This is a genomic window from Pseudomonas sp. AB39(2026) (genome assembly GCF_059831485.1).
Map to the genome: position 1 here is coordinate 3,436,124 of NZ_CP195212.1, position 12,465 is coordinate 3,448,588.

The 12,465-nt window shown below is 58.3% G+C and carries 12 protein-coding genes and 1 pseudogene; 7 read left to right on the forward strand and 6 right to left on the reverse strand.

The features are described 5' to 3' along the window. Positions 1 to 2: 2 nt before the first annotated feature. Entirely contained in the window at positions 3 to 674 is a 672-nt protein-coding gene (gene rpiA, locus ACSAMW_RS15890; protein ID WP_500591103.1) for a ribose-5-phosphate isomerase RpiA, read from the reverse strand. A 137-nt stretch (positions 675 to 811) separates the two neighbouring features. Between rpiA and ilvA the strand changes: the two genes are divergently transcribed. Beyond that, complete coding sequence (ilvA, locus tag ACSAMW_RS15895) at positions 812 to 2,326, forward strand: threonine ammonia-lyase, biosynthetic (RefSeq protein ID WP_500591104.1); 1,515 nt, start codon at positions 812 to 814, stop codon at positions 2,324 to 2,326. Positions 2,327 to 2,408: 82 nt separating this feature from the next. Here ilvA and ACSAMW_RS15900 read toward each other — a convergent pair whose 3' ends face one another. After that, complete coding sequence (locus ACSAMW_RS15900; protein WP_500591105.1) at positions 2,409 to 3,065, reverse strand: histidinol-phosphatase; 657 nt, start codon at positions 3,063 to 3,065, stop codon at positions 2,409 to 2,411. Positions 3,066 to 3,205: 140 nt separating this feature from the next. On the opposite strand from ACSAMW_RS15900, the gene ACSAMW_RS15905 reads away from it, so the two are divergent. Beyond that, positions 3,206 to 3,685 (forward strand): RNA pyrophosphohydrolase, encoded by a 480-nt coding sequence (locus ACSAMW_RS15905; protein WP_181113787.1) that lies wholly within the window; start codon positions 3,206 to 3,208, stop codon positions 3,683 to 3,685. Between the two features lie 22 nt (positions 3,686 to 3,707). Beyond that, the gene (ptsP, locus tag ACSAMW_RS15910; RefSeq protein ID WP_500591106.1) at positions 3,708 to 5,987 is read left to right on the forward strand and encodes a phosphoenolpyruvate--protein phosphotransferase; all 2,280 of its coding nucleotides are present in this window, start codon (positions 3,708 to 3,710) and stop codon (positions 5,985 to 5,987) included. 63 nt (positions 5,988 to 6,050) lie between these two features. Here the strand turns inward: ptsP and ACSAMW_RS15915 are convergent, their stop codons facing one another. Then, positions 6,051 to 6,797, reverse strand: a complete 747-nt coding sequence (locus ACSAMW_RS15915; RefSeq protein ID WP_500591107.1) for an NRDE family protein — start codon at positions 6,795 to 6,797, stop codon at positions 6,051 to 6,053. Positions 6,798 to 6,912: 115 nt separating this feature from the next. Here ACSAMW_RS15915 and ACSAMW_RS15920 point away from each other — a divergent pair. Beyond that, positions 6,913 to 7,233: pseudogene (locus tag ACSAMW_RS15920) on the forward strand (nucleotidyltransferase family protein); the annotation flags it as partial. Between the two features lie 104 nt (positions 7,234 to 7,337). Here ACSAMW_RS15920 and ACSAMW_RS15925 read toward each other — a convergent pair. Beyond that, a complete protein-coding gene (locus ACSAMW_RS15925) occupies positions 7,338 to 7,808 on the reverse strand; it encodes a GNAT family N-acetyltransferase (RefSeq protein WP_500591108.1) in 471 nt (156 codons plus the stop codon). Positions 7,809 to 8,168: 360 nt separating this feature from the next. Between ACSAMW_RS15925 and ACSAMW_RS15930 the strand changes: the two genes are divergently transcribed. From ACSAMW_RS15930 to ACSAMW_RS15940, 3 genes are all read left to right on the forward strand, one after another. Beyond that, positions 8,169 to 8,795, forward strand: a complete 627-nt coding sequence (locus ACSAMW_RS15930; RefSeq protein ID WP_500591109.1) for a glutathione S-transferase family protein — start codon at positions 8,169 to 8,171, stop codon at positions 8,793 to 8,795. A gap of 285 nt (positions 8,796 to 9,080) precedes the next feature. After that, the gene (gene lgt / locus ACSAMW_RS15935) at positions 9,081 to 9,890 is read left to right on the forward strand and encodes a prolipoprotein diacylglyceryl transferase (protein ID WP_500591110.1); all 810 of its coding nucleotides are present in this window, start codon (positions 9,081 to 9,083) and stop codon (positions 9,888 to 9,890) included. 44 nt (positions 9,891 to 9,934) lie between these two features. Continuing rightward, positions 9,935 to 10,906: a thymidylate synthase gene (locus tag ACSAMW_RS15940; protein WP_500591111.1), complete on the forward strand. Its 972-nt coding sequence runs from the start codon at positions 9,935 to 9,937 to the stop codon at positions 10,904 to 10,906. A gap of 126 nt (positions 10,907 to 11,032) precedes the next feature. Here the strand turns inward: ACSAMW_RS15940 and ACSAMW_RS15945 are convergent, their stop codons facing one another. Both ACSAMW_RS15945 and cadR read right to left on the reverse strand, forming a co-directional pair. Next, positions 11,033 to 11,911 (reverse strand): DUF3800 domain-containing protein, encoded by an 879-nt coding sequence (locus ACSAMW_RS15945; RefSeq protein WP_500591112.1) that lies wholly within the window; start codon positions 11,909 to 11,911, stop codon positions 11,033 to 11,035. Between the two features lie 48 nt (positions 11,912 to 11,959). Next, entirely contained in the window at positions 11,960 to 12,406 is a 447-nt protein-coding gene (gene cadR / locus ACSAMW_RS15950; RefSeq protein ID WP_168085243.1) for a Cd(II)/Pb(II)-responsive transcriptional regulator, read from the reverse strand. Between the last annotated feature and the right edge of the window lie 59 nt (positions 12,407 to 12,465).

The following is a 12,465-nucleotide window of genomic DNA, read 5'->3' on the forward strand; positions in this document are numbered from 1 at the left end:
CCTCAGCGGGTATACCGCTTCACACCCTCGGCAGTACCCAGCAGTAGCAGGTCGGCAGGGCGCGCGGCGAACAGGCCGTTGGTCACTACCCCCACGATCTGGTTGATGCTGGCTTCCAGCGCCACGGGGTCGGTGATGTGGAAGTTGTGTACGTCAAGGATGATATTGCCGTTGTCTGTCAGCACGCCGTCCCGGTACACCGGATCGCCTCCCAGTTTCACCAGCTCGCGAGCTACGTGGCTGCGGGCCATGGGCACTACTTCAACGGGTAACGGAAACTGCCCCAACACAGGGACCAGCTTGCTGGCGTCGGCAATACAGATGAACTGCTGGGCCACCGCCGCCACGATCTTTTCCCGCGTCAGGGCCGCGCCGCCGCCCTTGATCAGGTGCAGGCGCTCGTCGCTCTCATCGGTGCCGTCCACGTAGAACTCCAGCTCGCCTGCTGCATTGAGGTCATACACGGGAATGCCATGGCCCTTGAGGCGTGCGGCCGTGGCGTCGGAGCTGGCGACTGCACCATCGAAGGCACCCTTGTGGCGGGCCAGGGCGTCGATGAACAGGTTTGCAGTCGACCCGGTGCCTACGCCGACGATGCTCTTGTCGTTCAGGCCGGGCAGAATGTGATCGACGGCCGCCTGGGCCACGGCCTGTTTGAGTTGATCCTGGGTCATGCTAGGGCTCCGCAAGCGGCTGGTGTTCAAGAAGGGGCAGCATTATAGCCATCGATGGCCTTCGAGTGTGGTGGCGGCACAGAACGCTGGGTTAGACTCACAAGCCCTGTACCTCTCAGCAGTGACCCTGTGCGCCCATGCTCGAACAGTACGTAAAGAAGATTCTCACCTCGCGCGTTTACGACGTGGCCGTTGAAACCCCCTTGCAGCTCGCCAACCAGCTGTCGCGACGGTTGCAAAACCAGGTACTGCTCAAGCGCGAAGACCTGCAGCCGGTGTTTTCCTTCAAGATCCGGGGCGCCTACAACAAGCTGTCTCACCTGACCGACGCGGAGCGCAGCCGTGGTGTAGTGACCGCCTCAGCGGGCAATCACGCCCAGGGCCTGGCACTGGCCGCTCGCGAAATGGGTGTGAAGGCAGTGATCGTGATGCCTACCACCACCCCAGAGATCAAAATCGAAGGGGTTCGCTCGCGTGGCGCCACAGTGGTACTGCAAGGCGATTCCTTCCCCGAGGCACTGGCCTGGTCCCTCAAGCTGGTGGAAGAGCAGGGCTACGTATACGTTCACCCGTATGACGACCCTGACACCATCGCCGGCCAGGGCACGGTGGCCATGGAGATCCTTCGTCAGCACCGCGGGCCGCTGGACGCCATCTTCGTGCCGGTCGGTGGCGGCGGGCTGATCGCCGGTATCGCGGCCTATGTGAAATACCTGCGGCCTGAAGTGCGGATCATCGGCGTAGAGCCGGACGACTCCAACTGCCTGCAAGCGGCCATGGCCGCCGGCGAACGGGTGGTACTGTCCCAAGTGGGCCTGTTTGCCGATGGCGTGGCGGTGGCGCAGATCGGCAAGCACACCTTCGACATCTGCCAGCATTATGTGGACGAAGTGATCACGGTGAGCAGCGACGAGATCTGCGCGGCCATCAAGGATATCTTCGACGACACGCGCTCCATTACTGAACCTGCCGGTGCGCTGGGTGTTGCAGGCATCAAGAAATACGTGGAAAGCCGGGGCGTCACGGGGCAGACGCTGATTGCCATCGACTCGGGCGCCAATGTCAATTTCGACCGCTTGCGCCATGTGGCTGAGCGGGCAGAGCTGGGCGAAGGGCGCGAAGCCATTATCGCCGTCACCATTCCTGAACAGCCTGGCAGTTTCAAAGCCTTCTGCGAAGCAGTGGGCAAGCGGCAGATCACGGAATTCAACTACCGCTACCACAGTGGGCACGAGGCGCACATATTCGTGGGCGTGCAGACGCACCCAATCAGCGATCCACGCTCAGCCTTGATCGCCAACCTCACCGACCAGGGGTTCCCCGTACAGGACCTGACTGACAACGAGCTGGCCAAGCTGCACATACGCCACATGGTGGGTGGGCATGCGGTGAAGGTGAGCGACGAGATGGTGTTGCGGTTCGAATTCCCGGAGCGGCCAGGTGCGCTGTTCAACTTCCTGAACAAGCTGGGGGGGCGCTGGAATATCTCGATGTTCCACTACCGCAACCATGGCTCGGCAGATGGCCGCGTAGTAGCAGGCCTGCAGGTTCCAGAGGCTGAGCGGCCTGAGGTAATCGCTGCACTCGAAGAGATCGCCTATCCCTTCTGGGATGAAACCGACAACCCGGCCTACCAGCTGTTCCTCGGGTAGCACCTGCCTTTTGTTGGAGCCCGCGCGCAGCGGGCGAACCTGGGCGGCTACCACGCTGCAGTGCCTGCTACAGGGTAGGCACTTACTCGCGCAGTGAAATAACCTTCCAGCCCCGGCGCATGGCCTCGCCGTGCAACACAGGGTCCGGGTCTACGGCTACAGGGTGCGCTACACGCTCAAGCAAGGGCATGTCGTTCATCGAGTCGCTATAGAAATAGCTGTCTTCCAGGTTCAGCCCGTTTTCGCCCAGCCAGCGCTCCAGGCGTGTGACCTTGCCTTCACGGAAGCAGGGCACGTCTGTACTGCGGCCCGTGTAGCGATCACCGTTCATTTCGCATTCTGTGGCCAGCAGGGTTTCAACACCCAGGCGCTTGGCAATAGGGCCCGTAACAAAACGATTGGTGGCTGTGATGATCACCAACTTATCGCCTGCTGCACGGTGCTCTTCCAGCAGCGCCAGGGCCTTTGGCAAAATGATGGGTTCAATGCACTCGCGCATGAATGCGTCATGCCATTGCTTGAGTTGTGCCGGCTCGGTAGCCGCCAGAATCTCCAGGCTGAAGTTCAGGTAGGCCTGCAAATCCAGCTTGCCTGCCAGGTAATCCTGGTAGAACTCATCGTTACGCTGCTTGTAGGCCACCGGGTCCAGTATGCCTTTTGCGCACAGGTAATCACCCCAGGCATGGTCGCTATCGCCGCCAAGCAGCGTGTTATCAAGGTCAAAAAGGGCCAGGCGCATGAATTGGCTCGCATTAATGGCGGAAATGGCCCACAGAATACGGCCTTTTATGAATGCTGCACATAAGGCTGAACGCCTCGTTGCCGCTCTGCCGGGCTTTGTGGAACAATGCCTGAACATGCGTTTGCGAGGTTGCTGCCGTGATCGACCCCGATGGATTCCGCCCCAATGTTGGCATCATCCTTACCAATGATGCTGGCCAGGTGCTATGGGCGCGCCGAATCAATCAGGACGCCTGGCAGTTTCCCCAGGGAGGCATCAACCCTGAGGAAACGCCCGAGCAGGCTTTGTATCGCGAGCTTAATGAAGAAGTCGGCCTTGAGCGTCAGGACGTGGAAATCCTCGCCTGCACCCGCGGTTGGCTGCGCTACCGCCTGCCACAGCGGCTGGTCCGTACCCATAGCCAGCCATTGTGCATAGGGCAGAAGCAGAAATGGTTCCTACTGCGGCTGGTGTCCAATGAGCAGCGTGTAAGGATGGACCTGACCGGAAAACCGGAATTTGATGGCTGGCGTTGGGTCAGCTATTGGTACCCCCTGGGCCAGGTGGTCACTTTCAAGCGGGAAGTGTACCGTCGAGCCTTGAAAGAATTGGCCCCACGCCTGTTATCGCGCGACTGACGACGGAGTTCGACCCCGAGCCATGCTCAATACGCTGCGCAAGATCGTTCAGGAAGTAAACTCCGCCAAAGATCTCAAAACGGCGTTGGGGATCATTGTCATCCGCGTGCAGGAAGCCATGAGCAGCCAAGTATGCTCGGTGTACCTGTTGGACCCGGAATCTAACCGTTTCGTACTGATGGCCACCGAGGGCTTGAACAAACGCTCCATTGGCCGCGTGAGCATGGCGCCCAACGAGGGCCTGGTGGGCCTGGTCGGCACGCGCGAAGAACCCCTGAACCTCGAAAACGCAGCAGACCACCCCCGCTATCGCTACTTCGCCGAAACGGGCGAAGAGCGCTATGCCTCGTTCCTAGGCGCGCCCATCATCCACCACCGCCGGGTGGTGGGTGTGTTGGTGATCCAGCAAAAGGAACGCCGGCAGTTCGATGAAGGCGAAGAGGCCTTCCTGGTGACCATGAGTGCGCAATTGGCCGGCGTTATCGCCCATGCCGAAGCCACAGGCTCCATTCGCGGGCTGGGCCGCCAAGGCAAAGGCACTCAGGAGGCACGTTTCGTAGGTGTTCCTGGCTCACCAGGCGCTGCCGTGGGCACTGCGGTCGTGGTATTGCCTCCGGCAGACCTGGAGGTGGTGCCAGACCGCACCGTTACGGACATCCAGGCCGAAATACAGCTGTTCGAAACGGCCCTTGAAGGCGTGCGCAACGACATGCGTACCCTCTCGGCAAAGCTGGCAACCCAGCTTCGGCCAGAAGAGCGTGCCCTGTTCGATGTGTACCTGATGATGCTGGACGACGCCTCGCTGGGCAGCGAAGTGCGTAACGTGATCAAGACCGGCCAGTGGGCCCAGGGTGCGCTGCGCCAGGTGGTCACCGAGCATGTAAACCGCTTCGAGCTGATGGACGACGCTTACCTGCGCGAGCGCGCCTCGGACGTGAAAGACCTTGGCCGCCGCCTGCTGGCCTACCTGCAGCAGGAGCGGCAGCAAACCCTGGTGTACCCTGACAACACCATTCTGGTGAGTGAAGAGCTGTCGCCTGCCATGCTAGGGGAAGTGCCCGAAGGCAAGCTGGTGGGCCTTATCTCTGTGATGGGCTCCGGCAACTCCCACGTGGCGATCCTGGCGCGTGCCATGGGCATTCCTACGGTCATGGGCCTGGTAGACCTACCGTACTCGAAGGTCGACGGCATCAAGATGATCGTCGATGGCTACCATGGCGAGGTCTTCACCAACCCCAGCGACATCCTCACCAAGCAATACGCTGCCGTGGTCGAAGAAGAGCGCGAACTGGCCAAAGGCCTGGACGCGCTGCGTGAGCTGCCCTGCATAACCCTGGACGGCCACCGTATGCCGCTGTGGGTCAACACCGGGCTGCTGGCCGATGTGGCCCGCGCCCAGCAGCGTGGCGCCGAAGGTGTAGGCCTGTACCGCACCGAAGTGCCGTTCATGATTAACCAGCGCTTCCCGTCCGAGAAAGAGCAGACGGCGATCTACCGCGAGCAACTGGCCGCCTTCCACCCGTTGCCCGTCACCATGCGCAGCCTGGATATCGGCGGCGACAAGGCCTTGTCCTACTTCCCGATCAAGGAAGAAAACCCCTTCCTAGGCTGGCGCGGCATTCGGGTCACGCTCGACCACCCGGAAATCTTCCTGGTGCAGGCGCGGGCCATGCTCAAAGCCAGCGAAGGCCTGGACAACCTGCGCATCCTGCTGCCGATGATTTCCGGCACCCATGAACTTGAAGAGGCCCTGCACCTGCTGCATCGGGCCTGGGGCGAGGTGCGCGACGAAGGCACCGACGTGCCGATGCCGCCGATTGGCGTGATGGTGGAAATCCCTGCTGCCGTGTACCAGACCCGGGACTTGGCACGCCAGGTGGACTTCCTGTCCGTAGGTTCGAACGACCTGACCCAGTACCTGCTAGCGGTGGACCGCAACAACCCGCGTGTAGCCGACCTGTATGACTACCTGCACCCGGCCGTACTGATGGCCCTGCAGCATGTAGTGACCGAGGCCCATGCCGAGGGCAAACCCGTAAGCATCTGCGGTGAAATGGCCGGCGACCCTGCTGCGGCTGTGCTGCTGATGGCCATGGGGTATGACAGCCTGTCCATGAACGCCACCAACCTGCCCAAGGTGAAATGGATGCTGCGCCAGGTCAGCCATGAAAAATCCTGCGAGCTGCTGGCCCAATTGATGAAAATCGACAACCCACAACTGGTGCACAGCACGCTGCAACTGGCCCTGAAAAACCAGGGCTTGGCACGGATGATCAACCCGGCCGCGCCGAAAAGCCTCTGACACGCATTGGAGGCTGTGGCACCGGGCAAAACCCAGGAACAACCCACCTGAGCCGTATCCAGGCTAGGCCGGAACCACCCGTTTCACTTCCCCCAATGGCCTGCCCCCAGGCCCAAAGCTACGCTCGATCAGGGTTCTCGCCCCATTAGCCTGGGTAACCAGCACAGTACTGGCCCGTGTGCCGTACGCTTCGCTGGCAATAAATATGCTCGATAGCAACCGCTCCGTCACAAGCCCCACGCCCGTCTGCGGAAGGTAGGCATCCTCCGCAGGTTCAGGGTTGGCGAGCATGTCGAACCACGTGTCCGGCGTATCATCCAAATGGTCTGCCAAGGCCGCACGAGCCTTCAGTAATTTGGGCCAAGGCGTGTTCAGGCCAGCGTTGGACAACCCATATACCCCTTCACCCAGGGCCTCGGGTGCGGTATGGCTGCTGAGGTAATACAGCGCCTGCCTGTCGCCCAGCAGCAGGTTGAACCCCCCATACTCACCTGCCTGGGTGTGCACGGTGTGGGCATAGGCCTGCAGCGAGCAGTCGCCTTTCAGATACGCCGCGCACAACTTACCTCTGGACCGCTGCCCCTGCGTCTTACCACCGCCACGGATGTTGGTCACCACCGCAAAGCGACCCGCTGGCCCGATACCTAGCCAAGTGCCACCGGCTTCCAGGTCCCGCCCGGCACATACTCCCGGCGCGTCTGGCCAAGCCGCTAGGGGAGCAGTGGGGCGTGCGTAGAACTCGTCCCGGTTGGCAGCAACGATAAGCGGCTGGGCGTGGCCAGGGCGCCACGCGAATGCAATCAGGCACATGGGAGGTTCCGTGGGTGAGGGCTGTATGAGCATCATAAGGGAGGTGGGGGGTGGAGGGTGATTTAAGGGGGTGCTAATAGTAAGAGCAGGGACAGATGCTTTGTAGGCTGATAACCAGCTGCTCTCTTTAGCGCCTTCATTGAACTGGTCAGTGAAAAACCAGGCACGGATGCATGTACGCAATCACGATATGCCTTACAGCTCCGTTGCACACGCCATGACGGGCTGGTGCGAAACGGCGACAGCGGTCGCGGTTAGGCTTGGAGTGGATGACGTAATCGAAGTGGCAGCTCCATTCGGGCTGGATGACCTTTTCAATCTCGTTGTCCGACCAACAGCAAGATTCCAACTGGAAAAAAAGCCGATTTATCTAGAGCGCGTCAGATCGAAAAACTGGCTTGCTACCTGGCCTAGCCTAAAAATCTTAGATTATTGATGAGCAGGGCAGTGCGCGGGGTTTTTTACGAGTATTAAAGCAAATAGCCTAGGGCCGCACGACGCGTGCTTTTGGGCACCCCCCCGGTGTGGCCCCTCGCAACCTCAGCCGACTAATCGTTTGCGCATGGGCGTGCATGCCAGCTTAAGTCCCGAAGGTGAGATATATATACCTGCAACCTCTCCGTGGTAACCGCAGCGGCGGTAGAACGCAGTGGCATTCGGGGTCGCGTCCAGATGAATCTCGGCAAGCCCAGCCTTAAGCGCCAGCCGTTCCAGATACTTGATCATGGACTTACCAACTCCCTGCCCCATGAACGCAGGCAGTACAAAAAGGGCACCCAATTCTGCGGACTTTAAATCGATCAGCCCCGTGGCAATCGCCACTTCGCCCCACCATGCAATATGGTACTGGCGCTCTACATTGGCCCTGTACCGATCCGTCAGCGGCACCTCCGTCCAGGCCTGAACCTGTTCTGACGTGTAGACAGTAATACACTGGTGTCGTATCGCCTGAAACCGAATATCAAAAGCGGCCTCGGCATCGCTGTACCTGGCTGGGCGGATCTGCAACATGCTCACGCTCCTTGTCGTATTCGTTCATGACCGGAGCATGAAAAAGCCCCGACCATTAGTGGCGGGGCTTTGGGTATGCGTTGGATTTACGCGCGAAACACCCTATGGCCCGCCGAAGGAGGTCATCATGGAACGTATCATGGGCAGGCGGCTGCAAGTAATCATGAGAGCATCATCTGATGTTTCAGAAATGAGTGTCAAATTCCAGAGAGCAAACATGCACGAATGCATATAACTGGATGGCTATCGATCCATTACCGTCTCCCGGCAGGATCGGTGATAACCAAATCCAGCCTCTCGTGGCCAGATACTGGCTAATGCTAGGCTTCGGGCTTCTCAGCATAGGCAAGGAAAAATGCAATGCGGAAGATTCTCGGGCGGTCGTCTTCTATCAATGTGCGGAAAGTGCTGTGGGCTTGCACAGAGCTTAGGCTGCCCTTTGAGCATGATTCCGACTGGGGCTTAGGTTTTAGATCAACCAAAACATCTGAATTTTTGGCTCTGAATCCTAACGCCCAGATTCCAGTGTTGGTAGAGAATGACTTCGTTCTGTGGGAGTCCAACAGTATCCTACGTTATCTCGCGAACGGCCCTGGTCAGGGAATGCTTTATCCTCAGGAGCCAAGAACCAGGGCTCGAGTGGACCAATGGCTTGACTGGCAAGCCGCAGAACTCAATCCCTCATGGAGTTATGTCTTTCACTCCATAGTGCGAAATAAACCGGATTACCAGGACCCTGATCTATTGCGCCAAGGTCAGGCCCGGTGGGCAGGCACTATGGCTATTCTCGATCGGCAATTGACAGAGACAGGTGCGTTCGTTACTGGAGAACATTTCACCTTGGCCGACATTGCTATTGGACTTTCGGTGAATCGTTGGTTCCAGACGCCATTCGAGCGTCCCATGTTCCCTGCAGTTAGTGCGTATCAGGATCTATTAAACCAACGGGAAGGTTATGCCCGCTACTCTGGAGAAGGGCAGCCGTAACGCGATAACGGATAGCCATAAGTAGGCAAAGTCTGGCTGCCCGTGGCCGAAAATTGCTTACAGTGACTGTCCGCTTCGAACCGAGAACCACTTCTGCCCTTGGTCCGCCCAGGCTTTTCTCTCCCATCTCTACCCCCCCGACACAACACACTCCCATCACCTTCACTGGAGGGGGCACCGCCTGATCCGTTACCATGCGCCCTCGCTCACGGTAGCGGACCTCAACGAGGCCGTTCCCGGACCCTGCCGTTTGGCGTGAGCTTTGGCTTTGATCGAGGAAGAGACATGCTGCCTTACCCGCAGATAGACCCCGTGGCCTTGAGCCTGGGGCCCCTGAAGATTCACTGGTACGGCTTGATGTACCTGGTGGGCATTGGCAGCGCCTGGCTGCTGGCACCAACCCGTTTGCACCGCTTCGACCCCACCTGGAACCGCGAAAAGCTGTCGGACCTGATTTTCTGGGTCGCCATGGGGGTGATATTGGGTGGGCGGCTGGGTTATGTGCTGTTCTATGACTTACCCGCCTACATTGCCCAGCCGGCCCTTATCTTCGAAGTGTGGAAAGGGGGCATGTCCTTCCATGGCGGCCTGATCGGCGTGATGCTGTCGACCTGGTGGTTCGGCAAGCGTAACAACAAGACCTTCTTCGAACTCATGGACTTTATCGCCCCCTTCGTGCCGCTGGGCCTGGGTGCCGGGCGTATCGGCAATTTCATCAACGCCGAGCTATGGGGCAAGCCTACTGATCTGCCGTGGGCCATGGTGTTCCCAGCCTTCAGCGACCCCGCCCAGTTGCCGCGCCATCCGTCGCAGCTGTACCAGTTCGCGCTCGAAGGCGTCGCGCTGTTCGCTATCCTGTGGCTCTACTCGCGCAAGCCGCGCCCCACCATGGCAGTTTCCGGCATGTTCGCGCTGTTCTATGGCATTTTCCGGTTCATCGTGGAGTTCGTGCGCGTGCCGGACGCCCAGTTGGGCTACCTGGCCTGGAACTGGCTGACCATGGGCCAGGTGCTGTGCCTGCCCATGATTATCGGCGGCCTTGGCCTGATCTGGTTCGCCTACCACCGTGCCCCTGCCGCCCGGCAAACCGCCTAACGCTTGTCAGCGGGGCTGCTGGCCCCGCTTTGTTCAGGATGCTTATGAAGCACTATCTCGATCTCGTCGCTCAGGTTATTCAACAGGGCAGCCGCCAGGCCAACCGTACAGGGGTGGATACCATCAGCCTGCCAGGCGCCATGTTGAAGTTCGACCTCACCCAAGGCTTCCCTGCCATCACCACCCGCAAGCTGGCGTTCAAGGCGGCTGTGGGGGAAATGGTCGGCTTCCTGCGCGGTGCCAACAGTGCGGCGGACTTCCGTGCCTTGGGGTGCAAGGTGTGGGACCAGAATGCCAACGAAAACAGCCAATGGCTGAACAACCCGTTCCGGCAGGGTACGGACGACCTAGGCGAGATCTACGGCGTGCAGTGGCGCAAATGGCCTGCCTACAAGCGCATCGCCGTGAGCAACAGCGCAGCCATCGACGCCTGCCTGGCGCAGGGCTACCGCCGCATTGCTGAAGACGAGGAGGGCGGCGAAGCCTTCGTGGTGTTGTACAAGGCCATCGACCAGGTGCGCCAGTGCCTGGACACCATCATCAACGACCCTGGCAGCCGCCGCATCCTGTTCCATGGCTGGAACTGCGCGCAACTGGACGAAATGGCGCTGCCACCGTGCCACCTGCTGTACCAGTTCCACCCCAACGCACAAACCCGCGAATTGTCCCTTACGCTCTATATTCGCTCGAACGACCTGGGCTTAGGTACGCCGTTCAACATCACCGAGGGCGCTGCCATGCTCTCGCTGTTCGGCCGCCTGACCGGCTACACCCCACGCTGGCTCACCTACTTCGTAGGCGACGCACATGTGTACGTAAACCATCTAGACATGCTCAACGAGCAGATGCGCCGCGAGCCCTTGCCTGCGCCGAAGCTGGTGATCTCGGACCGTATACCGAATTACGCCACCACGGGCGTGTATGCACCTGAATGGCTGGAGCAGGTGGAGCCGAGTGACTTTTGGCTGGAAGGGTACGAGCATCATCCGCCAATGACGGCGCCGATGGCGGTGTGAGGGCCTAGAAACTGATCACGCGAGCGGCATTGCTTGTGATGCAACCCTTGCGTTTAAGCGTTATCAAACATAAAATTGCCGCAAATGGACTGGGGGATCCCGGTCGGCGTCTAGGCCTCGGTGCGATCACCGGGGCCTTTCGCTTTCTGGTTTTGGATAAATTTTCAGTCCCCACTCCTCAAAGCCTATCCCTACCTGCCTACGACCACCACTGCAGAAAAATTTTCGCTTTAATAATTCGAAAGCTCGGTTTGGTTGAGTTGGTTTCACTACCGAAAGCCCAATTGGTCTCGCTACCAAATCAGCTAATTGTAAACCGGATGAATTGGTTTTTTTGTTAGCGAAAACAATCTCGAAAGGTAATGTTCTATTGAACTTGTTTTCACCGGCACATATTCTTCTGAATTCGAGCTCAAGATCAGCATCTTCTCGCTTGCCACGGCACTCGACTACAACGTGGGTTACAAGGTGGCCTTGATTTTTCTCTTGCATGAATTCATATAATGTTTCTAGACAGAATCCTAGTGCCATATGGTATGGGTTACTATCACGCTCTTTCAAACGTTTTTTGTCGATGACCGAGCTTATTAAGACAAAATTGCTTTTTTCAATTATATCAGTAAGCTCTGAAAGAAATTGTTCTCGATGATGGCGCCCAGTAAACCTAAAACCACCTCTTTCCTTCCTGATGTCTGTCTCATGCAGAACTATGAGGTCATGACCAAAGTGTTTGAATTTAAATTCCTCGATAGATGGTACTACGTTTCGAGCGTAATAAGTTTTCTGAAAGACGCAGAATGCTAAGGAGAAAACCGGGTAATTCTGATCAATACTGTCTAGGCCATGATCACCGCTTTCATCAACATAGACAATATGAGTGCTAAATTTCTGATCCGGCATTTTGGCTGCTATTTTTGTGGGCTCAGACACGTTTGAGGAAAGCGGGTATTGCTGAGAAGAGTCTTGTTGGGGAGATAAAATATATTTAGGCGAGTTTTCTATCATTCTTCGACCCAGCTATTGCAGATTTTCTGGTGAGACTAGGATGTTACATCAATGCCCATGACTGCGCCCCACATGGCTAGCCTCGGCCTCCAGCTCCACGGCGCCGCTGACTTCAAGCCGTTCCAGAATGCCGCACTGCGCAGTGGTATCACTGACCTGACAGCGTTCACGCAGCCCGACCAGTTGTGCCTCCAGCGCCAGCAAGCCATTGATACGCGCGCGCACATGGTTGATGTGTTCATCCACCAGCGTATTCACGCTTTCGCACGGCGCACTGGCATTGTCCCGAAGGGCCAGCAGGGCACGAATTTCATCTAGGGTCATGTCCAGCGTGCGGCAATTACGGATAAACGTAAGCCGCTCCACGTGGGCCTGGGTGTACTCTCGATAATTACCTTCGGTACGTGCGGGTGCAGGCAGAAGCCGCTCGCGCTCGTAATAGCGGATCGTTTCCACTTGGCAATCGGTGGCCTTGGCCAGGGTGCCGATTTTCATGTCGAAGTCCTCAAGGTGCTTGACCCTATAGTGGCTACAGGGTGTTGACTAGGCAATAG

What these genes read in the sequence shown, in the direction of transcription:
- rpiA (WP_500591103.1), bottom strand. Translation starts at nt 674, where the DNA reads ATGACCCAGGATCAACTCAAACAGGCCGTGGCCCAGGCGGCCGTCGAT.
- ilvA (WP_500591104.1), top strand. Translation starts at nt 812, where the DNA reads ATGCTCGAACAGTACGTAAAGAAGATTCTCACCTCGCGCGTTTACGAC.
- ACSAMW_RS15900 (WP_500591105.1), bottom strand. Translation starts at nt 3,065, where the DNA reads ATGCGCCTGGCCCTTTTTGACCTTGATAACACGCTGCTTGGCGGCGAT.
- ptsP (WP_500591106.1), top strand. Translation starts at nt 3,708, where the DNA reads ATGCTCAATACGCTGCGCAAGATCGTTCAGGAAGTAAACTCCGCCAAA.
- ACSAMW_RS15915 (WP_500591107.1), bottom strand. Translation starts at nt 6,797, where the DNA reads ATGTGCCTGATTGCATTCGCGTGGCGCCCTGGCCACGCCCAGCCGCTT.
- ACSAMW_RS15925 (WP_500591108.1), bottom strand. Translation starts at nt 7,808, where the DNA reads ATGTTGCAGATCCGCCCAGCCAGGTACAGCGATGCCGAGGCCGCTTTT.
- ACSAMW_RS15930 (WP_500591109.1), top strand. Translation starts at nt 8,169, where the DNA reads ATGCGGAAGATTCTCGGGCGGTCGTCTTCTATCAATGTGCGGAAAGTG.
- lgt (WP_500591110.1), top strand. Translation starts at nt 9,081, where the DNA reads ATGCTGCCTTACCCGCAGATAGACCCCGTGGCCTTGAGCCTGGGGCCC.
- ACSAMW_RS15940 (WP_500591111.1), top strand. Translation starts at nt 9,935, where the DNA reads ATGAAGCACTATCTCGATCTCGTCGCTCAGGTTATTCAACAGGGCAGC.
- ACSAMW_RS15945 (WP_500591112.1), bottom strand. Translation starts at nt 11,911, where the DNA reads ATGATAGAAAACTCGCCTAAATATATTTTATCTCCCCAACAAGACTCT.
- cadR (WP_168085243.1), bottom strand. Translation starts at nt 12,406, where the DNA reads ATGAAAATCGGCACCCTGGCCAAGGCCACCGATTGCCAAGTGGAAACG.